General features: G+C 66.9%; 15 protein-coding genes, 1 other RNA gene and 1 pseudogene. 9 read left to right on the plus strand and 8 right to left on the minus strand.

Annotation, left to right across the window (positions count from 1 at the left end; genetic code table 11):
• The first annotated feature begins 102 nt into the window (after positions 1 to 102).
• Positions 103 to 1,656: a CYTH and CHAD domain-containing protein gene (locus tag ACLP9N_RS37030; protein ID WP_442412050.1), complete on the plus strand. Its 1,554-nt coding sequence runs from the start codon at positions 103 to 105 to the stop codon at positions 1,654 to 1,656.
• Between the two features lie 78 nt (positions 1,657 to 1,734).
• Here the strand turns inward: ACLP9N_RS37030 and rnpB are convergent.
• From rnpB to ACLP9N_RS37060, 6 genes and pseudogenes are all read right to left on the minus strand, one after another.
• An RNA gene (gene rnpB / locus ACLP9N_RS37035) (RNase P RNA component class A) lies at positions 1,735 to 2,133 on the minus strand.
• Positions 2,134 to 2,205: 72 nt separating this feature from the next.
• Positions 2,206 to 3,471, minus strand: coding sequence for a hypothetical protein (locus ACLP9N_RS37040; protein ID WP_442412051.1), 1,266 nt, complete (start codon positions 3,469 to 3,471; stop codon positions 2,206 to 2,208).
• Positions 3,468 to 6,218, minus strand: a complete 2,751-nt coding sequence (locus tag ACLP9N_RS37045; protein WP_442412080.1) for a lanthionine synthetase LanC family protein — start codon at positions 6,216 to 6,218, stop codon at positions 3,468 to 3,470. Before ACLP9N_RS37045 ends, ACLP9N_RS37040 begins: the two co-directional genes overlap by 4 nt.
• A gap of 20 nt (positions 6,219 to 6,238) precedes the next feature.
• Entirely contained in the window at positions 6,239 to 6,562 is a 324-nt protein-coding gene (locus tag ACLP9N_RS37050; protein WP_442412052.1) for a hypothetical protein, read from the minus strand.
• Between the two features lie 140 nt (positions 6,563 to 6,702).
• Positions 6,703 to 7,929, minus strand: a pseudogene (locus ACLP9N_RS37055) (IS30 family transposase).
• A 116-nt stretch (positions 7,930 to 8,045) separates the two neighbouring features.
• Positions 8,046 to 9,161 carry a Zn-dependent alcohol dehydrogenase gene (locus ACLP9N_RS37060; RefSeq protein ID WP_442412053.1) on the minus strand — a complete coding sequence of 372 codons (1,116 nt, stop codon included), beginning with the start codon at positions 9,159 to 9,161 and terminating at the stop codon, positions 8,046 to 8,048.
• A 54-nt stretch (positions 9,162 to 9,215) separates the two neighbouring features.
• On the opposite strand from ACLP9N_RS37060, the gene ACLP9N_RS37065 reads away from it, so the two are divergent.
• A complete protein-coding gene (locus ACLP9N_RS37065; protein ID WP_442412054.1) occupies positions 9,216 to 10,715 on the plus strand; it encodes an aldehyde dehydrogenase family protein in 1,500 nt (499 codons plus the stop codon).
• Here the strand turns inward: ACLP9N_RS37065 and ACLP9N_RS37070 are convergent.
• A complete protein-coding gene (locus ACLP9N_RS37070; protein ID WP_442412055.1) occupies positions 10,672 to 11,046 on the minus strand; it encodes a WhiB family transcriptional regulator in 375 nt (124 codons plus the stop codon). The genes ACLP9N_RS37065 and ACLP9N_RS37070 overlap by 44 nt on opposite strands.
• A gap of 155 nt (positions 11,047 to 11,201) precedes the next feature.
• On the opposite strand from ACLP9N_RS37070, the gene ACLP9N_RS37075 reads away from it, so the two are divergent.
• Genes ACLP9N_RS37075 through ACLP9N_RS37105 form a run of 7 tightly spaced genes read left to right on the plus strand, consistent with a single transcriptional unit; the run spans position 11,202 to position 17,972 of the window.
• Positions 11,202 to 11,855 carry a response regulator gene (locus ACLP9N_RS37075; RefSeq protein WP_442412056.1) on the plus strand — a complete coding sequence of 218 codons (654 nt, stop codon included), beginning with the start codon at positions 11,202 to 11,204 and terminating at the stop codon, positions 11,853 to 11,855.
• 1 nt (position 11,856) lies between these two features.
• Positions 11,857 to 13,044 (plus strand): sensor histidine kinase, encoded by a 1,188-nt coding sequence (locus tag ACLP9N_RS37080; RefSeq protein ID WP_442412057.1) that lies wholly within the window; start codon positions 11,857 to 11,859, stop codon positions 13,042 to 13,044.
• Between the two features lie 60 nt (positions 13,045 to 13,104).
• A complete protein-coding gene (locus tag ACLP9N_RS37085; RefSeq protein ID WP_442412058.1) occupies positions 13,105 to 13,368 on the plus strand; it encodes an antitoxin in 264 nt (87 codons plus the stop codon).
• Positions 13,365 to 13,760: a type II toxin-antitoxin system VapC family toxin gene (locus tag ACLP9N_RS37090; RefSeq protein WP_442412059.1), complete on the plus strand. Its 396-nt coding sequence runs from the start codon at positions 13,365 to 13,367 to the stop codon at positions 13,758 to 13,760. The genes ACLP9N_RS37085 and ACLP9N_RS37090 overlap by 4 nt, the downstream gene beginning before the upstream one ends.
• Before the next feature lie 58 nt (positions 13,761 to 13,818).
• Positions 13,819 to 15,012, plus strand: coding sequence for an amidohydrolase family protein (locus ACLP9N_RS37095; protein ID WP_442412060.1), 1,194 nt, complete (start codon positions 13,819 to 13,821; stop codon positions 15,010 to 15,012).
• Between the two features lie 10 nt (positions 15,013 to 15,022).
• Positions 15,023 to 16,747 carry an N-acyl-D-amino-acid deacylase family protein gene (locus tag ACLP9N_RS37100; RefSeq protein WP_442412061.1) on the plus strand — a complete coding sequence of 575 codons (1,725 nt, stop codon included), beginning with the start codon at positions 15,023 to 15,025 and terminating at the stop codon, positions 16,745 to 16,747.
• Entirely contained in the window at positions 16,740 to 17,972 is a 1,233-nt protein-coding gene (locus ACLP9N_RS37105) for a cytochrome P450 (protein WP_442412062.1), read from the plus strand. The genes ACLP9N_RS37100 and ACLP9N_RS37105 overlap by 8 nt, the downstream gene beginning before the upstream one ends.
• Here ACLP9N_RS37105 and ACLP9N_RS37110 read toward each other — a convergent pair.
• Positions 17,953 to 18,549, minus strand: coding sequence for a TetR-like C-terminal domain-containing protein (locus ACLP9N_RS37110; protein WP_442412063.1), 597 nt, complete (start codon positions 18,547 to 18,549; stop codon positions 17,953 to 17,955). The two genes, ACLP9N_RS37105 and ACLP9N_RS37110, sit on opposite strands and share 20 nt — an antisense overlap.
• Positions 18,550 to 18,560 lie beyond the last annotated feature (11 nt).

Here is an 18,560-nt window from a genome sequence, read left to right on the forward strand (position 1 = left end):
CGTGGGTTAGCGCGTAACCCAGATATGGCACGCTAGGGTGCCTACCCACGACCATCGACAACCATCTTCGATGGCGCCGACACGCCCTCACCGGAGGCGAGAATGCCTGGAAACGCGCCCAAAACCTCACGTCATCTGGAGGTGGAGCGCAAGTTCGACGTCGGCGAGTCGACCGTGTCGCCGTCGTTCGAGGGCATCGCCGCGGTGGCCCGCGTCGAGAAGTCACCGATCCAGTCGCTGGACGCGATGTACTTCGACACGCCGGCCCACGACCTGGCACGTAACAAGATCACCCTGCGACGCCGCACCGGTGGCACCGACGCCGGGTGGCACCTGAAGTTGCCGGCCGGACCCGATGCGCGCACCGAGGTCCGCGCGCCGCTGGACGCGTCGGACGAGGCCACCGTGCCAAGCCAGTTGCTGGATGTGGTGCTGGCGATTGTTCGCGACCGTCCGCTGGAGCCGGTCGCGCGGATCACCACCCAACGGGAAAACCAGGTGCTTTACGGCGTCGACGGCGCCGCGCTGGCCGAGTTCAGCAACGACCACGTCACCGCGTGGTCGGCGGGCGCTCCCGGGGACGGCGATTCGGGCCCGGCCGAACAACAGTGGCGCGAATGGGAACTGGAGCTGGTCGCCGACGCCGCCGACAAAGGGACCGCCGACACCGAGCTGTTGAACCGGCTGAGCAATCGACTCCTTGATGCCGATGCGGCACCCGCCGGCCACGGTTCCAAGCTCGCGCGGGTGCTCGGCGAGACGTCACAGTCCAACGGAACGCCGCCGCCCGCGGACCCTCTGCACCGCGCGGTGGCCGAGCAGATCGACCAGCTGCTGGTCTGGGATCGCGCCGTGCGCGCCGACGCCCCCGATGCCGTGCACCAGATGCGGGTGACCACCCGCAAGATCCGCAGCCTGCTGCGGGACTCCCAGGACTCATTCGGATCAAGCGATAGCGAGTGGATCCAAGACGAACTGCGCGAGCTCGCCGCTGTCCTGGGTGTGGCGCGCGATGCCGAAGTGCTCGGCGAACGCTACCAGCGCCAACTGGACCTGATGGCGCCGGAGCTGGTGCGTGGACCGGTACGGGAACGTCTGGTCAGGGGCGCTGCGCGCAGGTACCAGACCGGGCTGCGGCGGTCGCTGATCGCGATGCGCTCGCAGCGATACTTCCGTCTGCTCGACACCCTCGACGCGTTGGTGGCCGAAATTCCAGTCCCCCCTTCCGGTGAGCAACCGGCGGCGGTGACCATTGACACGGCCTATAAACGGGTCCGCAAGGCCGCAAAAGCCGCCGCGGAAGTTGACCAGGAAGGCGCCCCGGCAGAAGAGGGCGGCGAGCACGACAGCGACGAGGCGCTACACCGCGTCCGCAAGCGCGCCAAGCGATTGCGTTACACGGCGGCGGCTACCGGCGCGGACAAGGTGGCCGAGCAGGCCAAGATCATTCAGACGTTGCTCGGTGATCACCAGGACAGCGTCGTCAGCCGCGAACACCTGATAAAGCAGACCGAAGCCGCGCACGTTGCCGGCGAGGACACCTTCACTTACGGTCTGTTGTTCCAGCGCGAGGCCGACTTGGCCGAAAGCTGCCGCCAGCAGCTGGACACCGCGCTGCGCAACCTCGCCAAGGCGGTGCGCAAGACACGGCACTGAGTGCGCGAGCGTGCGCAGAATGCCGGCCCGCGTGGCGCGTCGTCGTACAGACGCGCACACTCGCGCTCAGGCTGGAGGCGGACGAGCTGGCCTGTAAGCCGGATTCTGTTCCCCGCCGCCGCGGCGTAAGCAACGGCGGCGCGGCGGCGACCATCCATCTGGACACACCGTTGCCGGGTGCCTCGAGCGGTCTACCCGCAGGCTCGGGCGAGCAGCCCTCGAACGCCTGCGCGGCCGCACCTTCGGTGCGGCCTTCTTGACCTTGCTTCGGGTGGGGTTTGCCAAGCCATTCCGGTCACCCGGGATGCTGGTGCGCTCTTACCGCACCGTTTCACCCTTACCACCGCGAGGGTGGCGGTCTGTTTTCTGTGGCACTTTCCCGCGAGTCACCTCGGATTGCTGTTAGCAATCACCCTGCTCTGTGAAGTCCGGACTTTCCTCGACTCGGGCACGAGCCGCGGCCGCCCGGCCAACTCGTCCGCGTCGAATCACGGTACTCGTTGCTTAATGCTGAGGCCAGCGCCGTCACCCGCGGATCGCCCGCCCACACTATTGCGGGACAGGCGTGCCCTGCACTTCGGTGCGGACATCGATGACGACCGGGACGCCGTTGCGGGTCACCGTCAGAGTGCTGGGGAGGTCGGAGACATTCTCGCGCGAGGTATAGACGACGACCACGCTTTGTCCGAATTCCGGGGCCACCGCGTCCGCGATTCCCAGCCCTGACACTCCGTCGATCTGTAGCAAGGCAATCCCGTTCTCGTCGAGCGCGCGTTGACAGTCTGTCGCCGTTGCTGGGGGTGACGGAGGCGCACCGCCCAGCGAGATGTTGAGCAGCGCCAATACATTTGACATCTGACAGAAGGTGCTGGTGATGTCTGAGCCGCAGTAGTGCAGTCCGAGTGCCACCCCGTTCATGTCGCATACGACGGAGCCGGAGTCGCCTGGAATGGCGTATCGCTCGCACAGGACCTGGTCCCTGAAATAAGCCAGGGCCGAGCCCCCATCCGCCGTCGGGTAGGAGAGCTTGCTCATATAATTCAAGTCCTTGATCTTGCCCGTCGAAGCGCCGCTGCTCCTGCCGACAATCCGGACCTGGTCGCCGACGTTGGCAGGGAATGCGGTCGGCGGAGTAGTGGGTGCGCCGATGCCGGGTATCGCGGCGGTGACCAGGCCCGGATCGGTGATCAGCGCGACAGCAGCATCGACTTGATTGTTAAACCCAGGTGTGAAGTCCAGAGATACGAAAGCCGCCAGCGTCGCAATCGCTTGACTGGCCGATCCGCCATCCCCCGGTCCGGGCTGAATGACCGTCGAGCCGATGGCGGCGTTTCCCGAGTCAGCGATGACGTGGCTGTTGCTCAGCAGCAGCAGGCGGCCGGTGGCATCGCGGACCAGGCAGCCCAGCGTGCCGTTGCCTTCGCCGCCCAGCAGGCCGATGCTGTATCCCGGCGGGCATGGACGCACAGGTCCGATGTTGGACTGCGGATATTGTGTGCCGATTTCCTCGACGTCGATGTCGACCACCGCGCCCGTTGCGGGCAGGGTGATCTGAGCCGGAATCCGTTGACCGGGCGGAATGTCGCCGTCGGGCAGCTTCCGTTCCACGTACAACTTGAGCGCCGACGTGCCGGTAGCTTGGCCGCCAACGACTTTCGCAGACGCGCCCCACCCGGTGACCGCTTGGCCGAACATCCAGCTCTGCGCTTGTTCCACCAGATCGGCGGTCGGCGGGTCGACGCTTTCCGGAACCGTCGCACCTGGAGGTACCGCCAGCGTGTTGAGCGCCTGCAGTGCGTCATGAATGTCCGTCATTGCGCAGCGACCTCCGGGATGGCGGTCGCCAGAGTCCGGGAACAACCGCATAACGTAGCCAGCCACTCAGTCGAGATGAGTGGTGGCCGTCGGGCTGCGGCCATCATGGCCAGTGCCACTGCCGGCCCTAGGACGTTGCCGTCTAGCAGATCCGCGGTGGAGTGCATATCCTCGTCGGCTGGGACCGCCCACCGCAGTGCGCCTTGCCCACGGATAGTCAAAAGCCGCAACATACGCAGCGACTCCGTGAGGCGGGCCTCGAGCAAAGCATTGCCCGCCCCGCGCGCAATCACCGCGCGCAGCGCGTCTATGAGACCCGAAAGACCGTGGCACAAAGTAGGTCCGAGCGTGGCTGATGGCCGAGGGTTCCATCGCGCCACCAGAGAGTCAAGCAGATCTGCGAGCTCAGGACAGACATCGACGGCCTGCACAAGCGCCCAGACCAGCCCGGCAGTCCCGTGGCACCACCCCGTCTGCGCAGCGGGCGCCGCGTCCGGTGATGGACGAAGAGAAGCCCGGTCCTCACCCAGACCCGATCGGCAGACCGATTCGAAAGTCCGAGCCGCCAGCGTGCGGGCCGCGGCCTGTTCGCACGAAACTTGGCCGCCGACACTGCTTAACGCCTGCGACCAAGTGATCAGCGCCAATGCGATGCCGGTGGATCCGTGCGCCGCTCCGTAAAACGGGTGACGCGTGGGCTCATAATGTGGCGACGACGGCCAGCACACGACGCCGCCGCGCGCGTCGGCTGCGCTGAGCAGCCGCTGACCGAGCGGCTCTACGAGGTGAATCGGCCACTGGTCACCGAGCACGGCCGCGAGCGCGCATCCGGCCCACAGCACTCCCGCTGACCCGGAGAACAGGTCGAAGTGGTCCCGCTCGACACCGCGGCTCGCCGCACGGAGGCGGTTTTCGGCCGCAGCGATCAGTGCTGAATCACCCTCGCGCACGCCCGCCAGCGCGAGGGCGACGGCGATACCGGCATTGCCGGTGAACAACCCGTGCGCATTCGGATCGATGCGATGCGACGCGAGCCAGCGCGCGGCATTGCGGGCCGGCGCGGAAAACCTTTCAGTCCCCAGTGTTTCATCGATCGTGGCGAGCCCGATGATGGCGCCCGCGGCCCCATATGCGAGTGACTCCGCGAAACGCGGCAAGTCAGGCTGAAAGCCTTCCCACGCATGATGCTCCCCGTCGACGGCGACCTGTGCTTGGGCAACGGTGTCTGCAGCCTGGGCACTGTCGCGGCGAACCTTGTTCAACTGCCGCGCGCTCAGAGGTCGCCGTGACGGCGGCCCACTGTCGGTGACATCGGCGGCGAGGCGGTCAAGACGAAGGCCTGCTTCTGCAGCCGATATTCGCTGCTCAGGATCGCAAGTCAACGCCGCGACCAGCTCGACGGTCTGGTGCCGCTGGGTCATGCGGAGCTCTCCGAGCATGCGCCCTCTGAAGTTTGCGGACGGTATCTGCTGGACGTCACCGGGAGAAAGGCAGCGAAACAGCGTGACTCCTAGACCGAAGAGGTCGACTGCGGGTCTGGCGAGTGAATTGCCTTCTGGTGGAATATATCTAGGCGTTCCGGACGGCGTGTTAAGGGTCGAATTGATCGGCGCACTGATGTCGAAGTCAATAAGTGCGACGCCGTCTTGGTCCACCAAGATGTTCTCTGGCTTGATGTCACGGTGGACATAACCCGCAGCGTGCAAGCCATCGATCTGGCGCGCCAATACTGGCAGGGCCGCCAGTCTTGCCGGCATCGGGATCGCTTTTAACACAGTTCCTGACCGGAATTGTTCAACGAGCGCAACGGTGTTGGGACCGCCTTCGAATCCGAGGGGCGCAGGTGGCCAGGCAAGCCCACGCCGCACCATGCGGGTGAGCACTTCGAACTCGCGACGCAGTCGTGTGGCGGTATCTACACCGTCGCCATAGGAAAGGGCCCCCGGATTTGCCCGTTTGACGATGACCGGATCTACCGTTTCGACATCGATCGCGAGGCAAACCGATAACCCGGGTTTGGTCACGTAGCGCGCGACTGGCAGGTACCGCCTGCCGGCGATCACGATCTCGTCGTAGTCGGAGACAGCGGGCGGCGGTCGTACCGGCACCGGTGGTACGGGCGCCCATTCTGCTTGGCTACCGTCGGTTGATCGATTATCCGGAACCCGTTTTCCCGAAGGATCGGTGATCGTCGGGATGAACCGGCCACAGGGGTCCAACTCGTCGCCTGCAGTGAATGCGCCGTAGCGGTAATACATGCCCGGGCAGCGCTCGTCGGCGAGATCCGAGGGAACTGTCGGCCCCGAGTTATCCGCCCATACGGAGGCGATGCCGTCGCGGACGGCGCGTAGCTCCTGGTCGTCGTTGCAGTAAATGGTGACGATTTTCCCAACCTGAGTGGACCCGGCATTGCCCGCGTTGATCGTGGCGACCTCGGCACCGCTCTCGGGGATCTTGAATCCGGTGGCGTGCCTGAATAGCACGGGGCCGACGGTCCGCAAAGTGTGGGCAGCCGTCTCCTCAGAACACGACAGGTGAATCTTCCAGCCTTGTTGTGGTAGCGGCCGATCCGAACGCAGGTAAGAGGTCCATCGATTGCATTTGGTGGCGCGCCACGTCTTCGACGACCACTCCCGCGGGCAGGCGGCCAGCAAGCTGCGCGCCGCCTGATCGTATTCCTCTCGGGCCGACCTGCTACCGCAGGCGGGGGCTGGCGTCGCGGCTTGATTGTCGTGCCGCAGAAGCATGATGTGGCAGACCGGGCGTGTCACATGACGACGATATTGATGGTTCGTCCGCAAATCGTTTGTTGGCAGGTCACGAAACAGCTCTCCGGCACGGAGGTGCCTTGTGCGCTGAGCACTTCGTTCTGCAAATCTTGGTTGTATCCACGTTCGGCCATGACTGCGGCAGGGTTTTGCTTCCAGCGGTCGGCGAGCTGCGGGTTGGAATTAATGTCGGCTTGCAGGGCCGCAAACATCGCTTTTATGACGTTGGCGCCAGGGAAGAGAACACCGTGCACGACACCGGCGCTATCCGGGTCGACGTAAACGGCGGGTACGTTGCCGGCGGGAGGGGTCGGATTGGACATGACTGGGTCCACCTTTCATCAGGGCATAGCCGTACGGATTCAAACCGGAGATGAGAAGCGGTAGAACGTTAGCCCGCAGCCGGCCTGGCTAGCATCAGGGATTTCCCTACTCAAAGTCAAGTGGTTAGTGCAACTGAGGTTCAGGCTGCGTTTTCCAGGAGGGAGGCTAGTCGTTGTGCGGGGTGTCCAGGTTCAGGGTCGGTCGGGGTCGGCGGTTGAGGGTGTCCTGGATGCGTTTGAGGTCGGCGGGGGTGTAACCGCTGAGCTCGCTGCCTTTTTCGAACCAGAACCGCAGTAGCCGGTTGGTGTTCTCGTTGGTGCCGCGTTGCCAGGGTGAATGCGGATCGCAGAAGTAGACCGGGGTCTTGAGCTGGAGGTGGATTGCTTTCCAGCCGGCCATTTCGCTGCCGCGGTCCCAGGTGATCGAGCGGCGTAGGTGTTCGGGTAGCTGGCTCATCGCGGCGATCATTGCGGTGGCCACGGTCTGGGCGGTGTGATCACCGGGTAGATGCAGCAGCAGGGTGAACCGGGTCGTGCGTTCGACCAGGGTGCCGATGGCGCTGTTGTTGGGGCCGACGATCAGATCGCCTTCCCAATGGCCAGGGACGGCTCGGTCGGTGGCTTCGGCGGGCCGTTGGGCGATGGTGAATTCCTCACCGCTGCTGTAGGCCCCGTGCCGGCTATCGACGTGACCACGAGACTTGCGGGTGGCCCGTTTGGTGGACAGGCAGCGGTGCAGGTCAGCGCGCAGACTGCCCCGGGTCTGCACGTACAGGCACTGGTAGATCGTCTCGTGGCTCACCGTTAACAGCCTGTCATCGGGATGATCGCGGGCCAACACATCGGCGATTAGTTTGGGGCTCCATCCCTGGTCCATCCAGGCTTCGATCGCCGCACACAACGGGTTGTCTTTGAGCTTGAATTCCTTGGGGCGACGGGCCTTCTCAGCGGCGCGCGCATGGGCCATCAGGGCGTGGTAGTCCCCGTCGACATTGCAGTTGCGCCGAATCTCGCGGTAAATCGTTGTGCGGTCGCGGCCGAGTCGTTCGGCGATCTCGGCGTTGCTCAGGCCGGTGTCGCGGCCGCGCATGATTTCCACTCGTTCGGCGTGACTGAGCCGATGACCCAGGCCGCCCGGTAAGGAGACCCAGGCCGCCCGGTAAGGACATGCTTCCTGGTTCGACCAGACCCCGTTGGCCCCGTCCGCCCACTTTGAGTTTCATTGCCCCAGCTTTGCGTCACCACGCGGTGCCGACGTTGCGTGACACACCCAGTTGGCGCTCGCCCTCATACATCGATGTGCCCGCGCAGACCAGATCAAACAACTGCCAACGCAGCGCCCGCGGCGCCGGATATCCAGTCGGCATTGCAACCTCCAAAATCAGGGATGTTGCATTGACCGTATGAATCCGCCCTACACTTTCGCGGACCGCCGGTTCGTCGTGGTAGTTGTCTTCACGAGGCCGCCTGACGGAAAAGCGACTTAGCCGAAGCAAACCACGCTGCGCGCTCCCCGTCCGGCGGACATGTCGGTGAACGCCGCCTCGACGTCGTCGATGCCGATGCGTCGCGTCACCAGCGCCTCGAGGTCGAGCTGGCCGCAGCGGGCAAGCTCGGCGAGCACCGGGATGTCGCGCGGCGGGTCGCTTGCGCCGTAGACGCTGCCCTGGATGGTCTTGCCGTCGGTCATCAGCGACAGCGCGGGAAACGTCGCCTCTTCGGTGAAGCCGGCGGCTCCGACCAGGGTGACCCTGCCGCCGCGGCGGGTGGCGTCATAAGCCGCCCGAATGGTGGCGGGCTTGCCCACCACCTCTATTCCGTGATCGACACCCGCGCCGCCGGTGAGGTCGCGCACCGCGGCGGTGAGGTCGACTTCGCTCGCGTCGATGGTGTGGGTCGCGCCGTTGGCCATCGCGGCGGGAAGCTGGGCCGCCACTCGATCGGCGGCGATGATCCGCACCGCGCCAGACAGCCGAGCCGCTTGGATCGCCGCCAAACCCACACCGCCGCAGCCGATCACCAGCACGCTGTCGCCCGGGCGGACGGCTGCCGTGCGGATCACCGCGCCGACCCCGGTGGTGACACCGCAGCCCAGCAGCGCGGCGAGATCCAGCGGCAGTGACTCATCGACCGGCACCACCGCCGCGGCCGGTAGCAGCGTCTCCTCGGCCAACGACCCGACACCCATTCCCGGCCACACCGGGCCGGTCGCGCTTTCGGCGTAGGGAGCGCCGTAGGCGTGATCGTAGGCGTGCAGGCACAGCTGGGTCTCGCCGCGCAGGCAATGCGGGCAGGTCCGGCACGACACGATCCACGTCAGCACGACGTGCTGACCCGGCTTAACTGTGGTGACGTCGTCGCCCACTTCGGTGACGATCCCGGCGCCCTCGTGACCCATCGCGCTCGGCAGCAGCGCCGGTATGGACCCGTCGCGCAGCGACAGGTCGCTGTGGCAGACGCCGCTGGCGCGAAGTTGCACCCGCACCTCGTGACTGGCCAGTGGCCGCAGCGCGAGCTCCTCCACCACCGTGGGCTGCCCGACCTCGCGCAGCACCACCGCTTTCATGAAGCCCTCATGGGACTCGGACCTGTGAGCCATGTCATAGCGACTTACGATGGCGGGACAACCGCACCAGGTCAAGGGAGACGGGTCATGACTGGATCAACGACGATCACGCGGGAAAGCCAAACCGCTGGCGAGGATGCGGTTTTGACGATCGGCGGCGAGGTGCAGGTAGGCGCCGCCGGCAGCTACCCCGTACACAATCCGGCCCGGCCGGCCGAGATCGTCGGCCACGCGCCCGCCGCCGACCACGCCCAGCTGGACGCTGCGGTGGCGGCGGCGCGTCGGGCCGCGCCCGGGTGGCGCGCGCTCAGCGTCGCCGAGCGGGTCGCCGCCATAGCGGCCGCAGCCACCACCGCCGCCGAACAGCTCGCCGCCAGCGATGGCGCGCGGCTGTACACCCGCGAGCACGGCAAGGTGCTCAGCGAGGCGACTTTCGAGATCAGCACCGGGCCGGGCCTCGCCGCGCTGCTGGGCTCCATGGCCGAGGCGGCGCTCGCGCCCGAGCAGGTCGATCCGCACTCGGCCTACCCACGGCTGCACCGCGAGCCGTTCGGTGTTGCGGCGCTGGTGTTGCCGTTCAACTGGCCACTCGCGCTGACGATGACGAAGCTGACGTCGGCGCTGACCGCCGGCAACACCACCGTCGTCAAGGTGCCGCCGACCTGTCCGCTAGCGGCGCTGCAGCTGGCCGGGGCGCTGGCCGCCGCGCTGCCGCCCGGCGTGGTCAACGTGCTAGCAGGGCCGGGCAGCGCGCTCGCCCAGGCGCTGGTCACACACCCGGGCATCGACCTCATCTCGCTGACCGGCGGCGTCGCCACCGGGCGTGCGGTGATGGCGGCGGCCGCGCCGCGGCTCACCCCGGTATTGCTCGAGCTCGGCGGCAACGACGCCGCGATCATCGCCTCCGACATCACTGTCAGCGACGAGTTGGTCGAGCGGCTGGTGACGGCGACCTACACCACCGGCGGCCAGGTCTGCATGGCGATCAAACGGCTGTACGCCCCGAAGGATCGGGTCGGCGAACTGGCCGAGGCGGTGCTCGCGCGCTGCGAGCGGGAAGTGGTCGGCGACGGCCTCGCCGAGGACACGACGCTGGGGCCGCTGCACAACGCCGCCGGGCGCGACCGGGTGGCAACGCTAGTCGCCGACGCCGAGGCACACGGTGCGTCGGTAAAGACCGCGGGACGGATCCGCGACACGGACGCCGACGCGGGGGGATACTTCGCGCTGCCGACCGTCGTCACCGATCTGGCTCCCGACTCGGCGCTGGCCACCGAAGAACAGTTCGGCCCGGTGCTGCCGATCTTCGACTACGACAGCATCGATGACGCCGTAACCGCGGCGAACGCAACCGATTTCGGTCTCACCGCGTCGGTATGGACGGGTGACGACGGGCTCGCGGACCGCATCGCCGGGCAGCTGGTGGCAGGTACGGTCAGCGTCAATTGCCACGGCCTGGCCGCCCAGGACCCTCGCCTGCCGTTCGGCGGTTGCGGCCAGTCCGGCATCGGCCGCGAACTCGGCGTCGAGGGGATCCGCGCCTTCACCCAGCCGCGGACTTTCGTCCGGCAACCCGCGCCCCGCTAGCGGGACCCCGCGCCCCGCTAGCGGCCTTGCGCCGGGCGGCGAAGAACTCGGACCAGGAGACCACCTCAGGGTGTAGCCTGAGCAACGCCCGCCGCTGCCGTTCGGTCATTCCCCCCCAAACACCGAACTCGACTTGGTTGTCGAGCGCGTCGGCGAGGCACTCGGCGATGACGGGACAGTCGCGGCACATCGCGGCCGCTTCCCTCTGCGCCGCTCCGCGGACGAAGAGTTTGTCGGGATCGGTGGACAGACACAGCCCCTGCAACACCCACGCGGTGCGGGCGTCGGCCACCGTGGTGATCTCGGGGGTGTTTGTATCCGTGTTGGACACTGTCGGACACTCCTGTGCGGATGGTGTCCCCCCTGGCAATGACTATTCCGGCGCGGTCCAGCCCTGTCAGTACGCCGACCAGTCGGTGCGCGGGATGAATCGCACGTCCCCCGATTGGGGGAAACGGCGCCAACCGCTATGGGACACTAAGCAGCGTGATCGACGCGGCGACCGAGAAAGTGCGCGTGGTCGTGGGCGAAGATCACCCATTGTTTCGCGACGGGCTCGTACGCGCGCTGACGTCGAGCGGTTCAGTGGACGTGGTCGCTGAAGCCGATAACGGCGTCACTGCCTTGGCACTGATTAAAACCCATCTCCCCCACGTCGCGCTGCTGGATTACCGAATGCCGGGAATGGATGGTGCCAAGGTCGCCGCCGCGGTACGGCGTGATGACCTGCCGACCAGGGTTTTGCTGCTGTCGGCACACGACGAGTCGGCGATCGTCTTCCACGCCCTGGCGGAGGGCGCGGCGGGATTCTTGCCCAAAGAATCGACGAAAACAGAGATCGTAAAGGGCGTGCTCGACTGCGCCAAGGGCCGAGATGTCGTGTCGCCGGCCCTGGCCGCCGGCCTAGCCAGGGAGATCCGCCGCCGCGGGGAAGAAGCCCAGACGCCGGTGCTCACCCCCCGCGAGAGCGAGGTGCTGAACTTCATCGCCCAGGGTTGCAGCATCCCCACGATCGCCGCGGAACTCTATCTGGCGCCGTCCACGGTCAAAACCCACGTGCAACGGTTGTACGAGAAACTCGGCGTCGGTGACCGCGCCGCGGCGGTCGCGGCGGCGATGCGGCGCGGGCTGATCGAATAACATGGGCCGCACGCTGGCTCGACTGGTCGACTTCGTTGCGGCCGAACCCGTCCGCTTGTCGGCGTTTCTGCGCTTGCCGCTGATCGGTTTGATCGTCTTGTTGGTCTCCGTGTGGGAGGTTGAGCACTGGTTGCCGTTGGCCTATGCGGCGATACTCGGCACCTATAGCGTCGCCGCGCTGGTGTGGGTCGTGGTGGTGCTGCGCGGCCCGGTGCCGGGATGGGCCGCCTGGGCCTCGACGGGTATCGACGTGCTCACCGTGCTGGCACTGTGTGTGGTGTCAGGCGGCGCCACCGTCGCGTTGCTGCCGGTCTTCTTCCTGCTGCCAATCTCGGTGGCGTTCCAGGACCGCCCGACGCTAGCGGCCACCGTTGGAATCTGCACCGCCGTCGGGTACCTCGGTGTGTGGATCGTCTACTCCAAGCGCGACGACACCGTTGAGCTGCCGACCGTGGTGTACACCCATTTCGGATTGCTGCTGTGGTTGGCGGCCGCGATGACCGCCCTGTGTTATTTCCTGACTCGCGCCGCGGCGCGCGTGGCGGCATTGCTCGAAATGCGCCGCAGCCTTGTCGCGGAGGCGATGCGCGCCGACGAGCGCCAGTCCCGAGCGCTGGCCGAGCAACTGCACGACGGACCGCTGCAGGATCTGTTAGCGGCGCGACTTGAACTCGACGAAGTCCGCGAACGGCATACCGATCCGGGGCTGGATGCCGCCTACCAGGCGGTACAGGACACGGCAACCCGGCTGCGCAGCACCGTCACCGCACTACATCCCCAGGTGCTCACCGAAGTGGGTCTCACCGCCGCGCTGGGTGAGCTGATTCGCGGCTACGAACACCGCGGGAACTTCGCCATCGAGGCCGATCTCGAAGACGTCGGCCGGCCACGGTCGCAGTCGCTCTTATACCGGGCGGCCCGCGAGTTGCTCGCTAACGTACACAAGCATGCGCGCGCGAGCACCGTAAAGATCTGCCTCGCCCGAGCAGGCGACGCCATCAAGCTGAGCGTCGTCGACGACGGAATCGGGTTCGATCCGGCCATCCTGGATCGATGCGTCGCCAAAGGGCACATCGGACTCGCGTCGCTGGCGGCCCGCATTGACGCAATGGGCGGGTCGATGAAGATCACCTCGACGATCGGCGGTGGTACGCGGGCATCGGTGACCACGCCCGCCGGCGCCGACTGAACAGCTCGTGGGGCACGAATAACTGCAGGACAGCGGACCTGAGTCATCTATACTCATTTTATGAGTAAGCGCCTGCAAGTCCTGCTTGACGCAGACGAGTGGGAAGAGTTGCAAAAGATTGCACGACGGCATCGCACAACCGTCTCAGAGTGGGTTCGCCGCACGCTACGCGAAGCGCGGGAGCGGGAACCGGGTGGCGATGTTGACGCTAAGTTGCGCGCCGTCCGCACCGCCGTCCGATATGAGTTTCCGGCCCCCGACATCGAGCAGATGCTCGAAGAGACCGAGCGCGGATACTTCGAGCCTCCCGAACCTGCACGGTGATATTCGTTGACACAAACATCCCGATGTACTTGGTGGGCGCCTCACTGCCGCACAAGCGGGACGCCCGGCGCCTGCTGGAATTTGCCCTCTCTGCCGGCGAGCGTCTTGTCACCGACGCCGAAGTATTGCAGGAAATCTGTCACCGCTACGTGGCGATCAACAGACGTGACGCAATCCAGCCCGCCTTCGACGCGATCCTGCGAGTAGTGGATGACGTGCTGCCGATCGGGCGAATCGACGTCGAACACGCGAAGGACAACCTGTCGCGCTATCCAGGTTTGTCGGCCAGAGATGCGCTGCACGTCGCCGTTATGGCTCGACACCACATTTCTCAACTCATGAGCTTCGACCGCGGATTCGACAGCTTGCCAGGAATAAACCGACTGGCCTGACTGTCGCATGTCCCAAAACCCATTGACACCGCTTGAAATCCGACGATAGTCGTCAGGTATGGCGCTGCTGCCGGACCCCGATCCCCGGCAGCGACAGCACGTCCTGATCTCTGTCGACGACCACGTCATCGAGCCGCCCGATATGTTCGTCGGCCGCGTTCCCGCCGCGTTGGCCGAACGCGCGCCGAAGATCGTCGAGACCGAGGACGGACGCCAGGTGTGGCGCTATGAGGGCCGGGAGTATCCGAATATTGGGCTCAACGCTGTGATCGGACGGCCGCACGAGGAATGGAGCATGGAAGCCGCCCGGTTCGACGAGATGCGCCGCGGCTGTTGGGATATCGATGCCCGGATCGCCGACATGGACCTGGCCGGCATCTGGGCCTCGCTGAACTTCCCGTCGCTGATCGCCGGTTTCGCGGGCACGGTGTTCTGGAAGAGCGACGACCTCGAGTTAGGGCTGGCCACATTGCGGGCCTGGAACGACTGGCATCTCGAGGTGTGGGCCGGCAGCTACCCGGAGCGAATCATCCCGTTGCAGCTGCCGTGGCTCGCCGACCCGCAGCTGGCGCCCGAGGAGATACGCCGCAATGCCGCGCGCGGCTTCAAGGCGGTCAGCTTCCCCGAGTTGCCCGCGCAATGCGGTATCGGCAGCCTGCACACCGGCGTGTGGGATCCGTTCTTCGCCGCCTGCGAGGAGACCCACACCATCGTGTGCCTGCACACCGGTTCGGCACAATGGGCGCCAATCCCCGCCCCGGACACGCCTTTCGAGACGATCACCACCCTCTTCCCGGTCAACGGCCTGGTCGCCTGCGCGGACATGCTGTGGTCGGGTATCCCGCTGCGTTTCCCCCGGCTGAACATCGCGCTGGCCGAGGGCGGGCTCGGCTGGGCGGCAATGCTCGCCGACCGCGCCGACTACGTCCTGGCCCACTCCGCGTGCGGGCGCGAGGGCGGGTCATGGAAGGGCGACCTACTGCCCAGTGAGGTACTCAAGCGCAACTTCTGGTTCTGCTCGATCGATGACCCGTCGGCGTTCGGTGCGCTGGACGCCATCGGGGCCGACCGCATCCTCGTCGAGAGCGACTACCCGCACGCCGACTCCACCTGGCCCGACACCCAACAGGTCGTGGCGCGCAATGTCGCCGGCCTGTCGGCAGACGACGCCGCCCGGATCACCCACCGCAACGCCGCACAGCTGTTTCGCCACCCGCTGCCGGACGAAGGGTGGCTGGCGGCCACAGTGTAGGGAGGCTCCCGTGCTCGACCTGTTGATCCGCGATGCCGAAATCGTCGACGGCACCGGCGCGCCCGCCCGCCACGGCGACGTCGGCGTCAGAGACGGACGCATTGTCGCGGTGGGTGACATCGATGACCTGGCCGCGAAAACCGTTGACGCCCAGGGGCAGACGCTGACCCCGGGCTTCGTCGACCTGCACACTCACTACGACGCGCAGTTGTTCTGGGATCCCACCGCCAGCCCGTCGGTGCAGCACGGAGTCACCACGGTCTTCGGCGGCAACTGCGGCTTCACGTTGGCACCCGCGACACCCGACCAACACGACTACCTCACCCGAATGCTGGCGCGGGTCGAAGGGATGCCGCTGGACGCGCTGCGGGCCGGACTCGACTGGGGATGGTCGTCTTTCGGTGACTGGCTGGGCCGCCTCGACGGCCGCATCGCCGTCAACGCGGGCTTCCTGGTTGGTCATTCGGCCCTTCGGCTGGCCGCGATGGGAGCCGACGCCGTCGGCAACGAGGCCACCCCGGAGCAGATCGAGCGGATGGTCGCGTTGCTGCACGACGCGCTGGACGCCGGCGCGCTCGGGCTGTCGACCTCCCAGTCGCCGACCCACAACGACGGCGCCGGCCAGCCGGTGCCGTCGCGCGGCGCATCGCGCGAGGAACTGGTTGCACTGGCGGGCGGCCTGCGCGAGCACCCGGGCACCACGCTCGAGGCGATCATCGCCGGGTGCCTGTCGGGCTTCACCGACGACGACATCTCGCTGCTCACCGACATGTCGGTTGCCGCCGACCGCCCGCTGAACTGGAATCTGCTGGGCGTGTCCGCGGCGAATCGCGATGGGCACCAACGGCAGCTACGCGCGTTCGACGCCTCCGCGCAACGCGGCGGGCGGGTGGTGGCGCTGACCTTGCCGCAACCCATGAAGATCCGGCTCTCGTTTTTGTCCGGCTTCGTCCTCGATGGGCTGCCCGGTTGGCGGGACACGATGCACCTGCCGGTGCCCGAGCGGCTGGCCGCACTCGCCGACCCCGAGGTGCGCCGGCGCCTCGCCGAGGGTGCCTCCTCGAAGGAGGCGGGCATGCTGCGTGGCCTGGCGCAATGGGACCGGTTGATCATCGCCGAGACATTCGCCGCCCAGAACGCCGACGCGACCGGCCGCAGCGTCGGCGAGGTCGCCGCCGCCCGGGGTAGCGAGTCGTTCGACACGCTGCTGGACATCGTGATCGCCGACGAGCTGCGCACCGGGCTCACTCCACGGCTGGCCGGCGATGATGCGGCCGACTGGCGGCTGCGCGCGCAGGTGTGGCGCCACCCCGGCGCGGTGATCGGGGGCTCGGACGCCGGTGCCCACCTCGACATGATGTGCGGCGCGATCTACACGACGTCGCTGCTCGGCAAGGGCGTCCGCGAGCACCAGGTGGTGACGCTGGAGGAGGCCGTCCGGTTGGTGACCGACGTGCCCGCCCGGTTCTACGGGTTGACCGAACGCGGCCGGATCGCGCCCGGCTGGCACGCCGATCTGGTGCTGTTCGACCCGGCGACCATCGGCCACGGGCCCGAGCGCACGCGCTACGACCTGCCCGCCGGCGCCCCGCGGTTGGTCGCCGACGCCCAGGGCATCACCTCGGTGCTGGTCGGCGGTGTCGAGGTATGCCGCGACGGCACCGCCACCGGTGCCCTGCCCGGCACCGTGTTGCGGTCCGGGCGCGACACCGAGACCGTGTCGGCGCATGGCTGACCCGGCGTACCCGATCACCGCCGAGTTCCAGCCAGCCGAATTGCAGGGCGGGCTGCTCATGCAGGTCGAGAACGTGCACGAGCGGCTGCGAGAGGCACGCGAGCGTCACCGGGTGATGCGGGGAAATCCCTTCGCCGAGGTCAGGTCCGGACAGGTCCGCGATCTCGGGGTGACGGTGCTCGGGTACGACGAGTGCCAGACGGTGCTCACGCACCCGGACACCTTCTCCTCGTCGATCTACGACCAGATCATGGGCCCGGTCATGGGCCGCACCCTGCTCGAACTCGAGGGAGCCGAGCATCGGGCCAGCCGGGCCCTGGTGTCGCCGTCGTTCCGGTCGGCGCTGCTTCAGCGGTGGCGCAGTGAGCTGGTGGAGGTGGTCGTCCATGAGCTCATCGACCGGTTCGCGCCGCGCGGACGGGCCGAGCTGGCCCGCGAGTTCACCTTCGCCTTCCCGGTACAGGTCATCGCTCGGATCATGGGCCTGCCGCGCCAGGACTACCTGCGGTTCCAGCGGCTGTCGATCGAGTTGCTCAACGTGGTCTACGACTGGGAGCGCGGGATCACCGCCTCCGCCTTGCTGAAGACCTACTTCACCGAGATCCTCGCCGAGCGGCGGCGTAATCCACAGGACGACTTAATCAGCATGCTGGCGGAGTCGGAGCTCGACGGCGCGCGGCTCACCGACGACGAGATCTTCGCGTTCCTGCTGCTCATCCTGCCCGCCGGCGTCGAGACGACCTACCGCGCCTCGGGCAACCTGCTGGTCGCGATGCTCACCCAGCCGGCACTGCTGGACGGGCTGCGGGCGGATCGCAGCATGTTCCCCGTTGCCTTCGAGGAGGCGTTGCGCTGGGAGCCGCCGATCACCACGGTGGTGCGGGTGGCGGTCGGCGACTGCGAGCTCGGCGGTGTCGCGATTCCGGCGGGAACGAACGTCAGCGTCAGCGTCGCGGCCGCCAACCGCGATCCGGCGCGTTACCCCGACCCGGACCGCTTCGATCCCACCCGCAAGCACATCGCGCACCTGACGTTCGGCGGCGGCCCACACCTGTGCCTGGGCATGCATTTGGCGCGCATGGAGGCGACGGTGGCCATCAACGCGCTGGTCGACCGGCTGCCGGATTTGCGGCTGGACCCGAGCGCACCGCCGCCGCGCGTCGTGGGGATGGCATTCCGCTCGCCGGCGGGCTTGCCGGTCGAGTTCACTGCGGCTCCCGCCTGAGCGCATGCCACGCCAGGTCGGCGATGGCCACACAGTAGTCGTCGTCGACGGCAGCGTCAGAGTAGAGGGCGCGAATGTTCAACGGCGCCATCACGATCTGCACGGCGGCCAGTGCGTTAACGCCCTCGCGCAGTTCGCCACGCTCCCGAGCCCGATCCACGACCGCGCGCACAACGGCGAAACGCGCCGCCCAGAACTTCATTCGGGTGTCTTCGTCGTGATAACAACGGCGGTCCATGGCCAACGCCCGCAGTAGGGTGCGGCCGACGTCGGTATTGATTCGATCAGCCACACTGCGAGCCAAAGCCTCCAGGTCTCCGCGCAACGAGCCGGTGTCCGTGGCCGAGCTCAAGCCTTCGATATCAGCGAGAGCCGCATCGACGATCAGCCGTTGGCGATCGCCCCAGTGGCCGTAGATCATCGCCGCATCGAAGTGGTGGCGCTCCGCCATCGCCTCGACGCTGAACCGCTCGACGCCCCAGCGAGCCAATTCATCGAGGACTGCCGTCATGACCCGCGCCCGAATATCCGCGGGAGCTGCCTCCACGGATTTATCGGTTGATTGAGACGGCGGCATCGATGTCTCCT

This window comes from Mycobacterium sp., assembly GCF_052144515.1.
GTDB lineage: Bacteria > Actinomycetota > Actinomycetes > Mycobacteriales > Mycobacteriaceae > Mycobacterium.

Bases quoted from the DNA above. Each gene is read 5' to 3' on its own strand.
- ACLP9N_RS37030 (WP_442412050.1), top strand. From the start codon at position 103: ATGCCTGGAAACGCGCCCAAAACCTCACGTCATCTGGAGGTGGAGCGC.
- ACLP9N_RS37040 (WP_442412051.1), bottom strand. From the start codon at position 3,471: ATGACGGACATTCATGACGCACTGCAGGCGCTCAACACGCTGGCGGTA.
- ACLP9N_RS37045 (WP_442412080.1), bottom strand. From the start codon at position 6,218: ATGCTTCTGCGGCACGACAATCAAGCCGCGACGCCAGCCCCCGCCTGC.
- ACLP9N_RS37050 (WP_442412052.1), bottom strand. From the start codon at position 6,562: ATGTCCAATCCGACCCCTCCCGCCGGCAACGTACCCGCCGTTTACGTC.
- ACLP9N_RS37060 (WP_442412053.1), bottom strand. From the start codon at position 9,161: ATGGCTCACAGGTCCGAGTCCCATGAGGGCTTCATGAAAGCGGTGGTG.
- ACLP9N_RS37065 (WP_442412054.1), top strand. From the start codon at position 9,216: ATGACTGGATCAACGACGATCACGCGGGAAAGCCAAACCGCTGGCGAG.
- ACLP9N_RS37080 (WP_442412057.1), top strand. From the start codon at position 11,857: ATGGGCCGCACGCTGGCTCGACTGGTCGACTTCGTTGCGGCCGAACCC.
- ACLP9N_RS37085 (WP_442412058.1), top strand. From the start codon at position 13,105: ATGAGTAAGCGCCTGCAAGTCCTGCTTGACGCAGACGAGTGGGAAGAG.
- ACLP9N_RS37095 (WP_442412060.1), top strand. From the start codon at position 13,819: ATGGCGCTGCTGCCGGACCCCGATCCCCGGCAGCGACAGCACGTCCTG.
- ACLP9N_RS37105 (WP_442412062.1), top strand. From the start codon at position 16,740: ATGGCTGACCCGGCGTACCCGATCACCGCCGAGTTCCAGCCAGCCGAA.
- ACLP9N_RS37110 (WP_442412063.1), bottom strand. From the start codon at position 18,549: ATGCCGCCGTCTCAATCAACCGATAAATCCGTGGAGGCAGCTCCCGCG.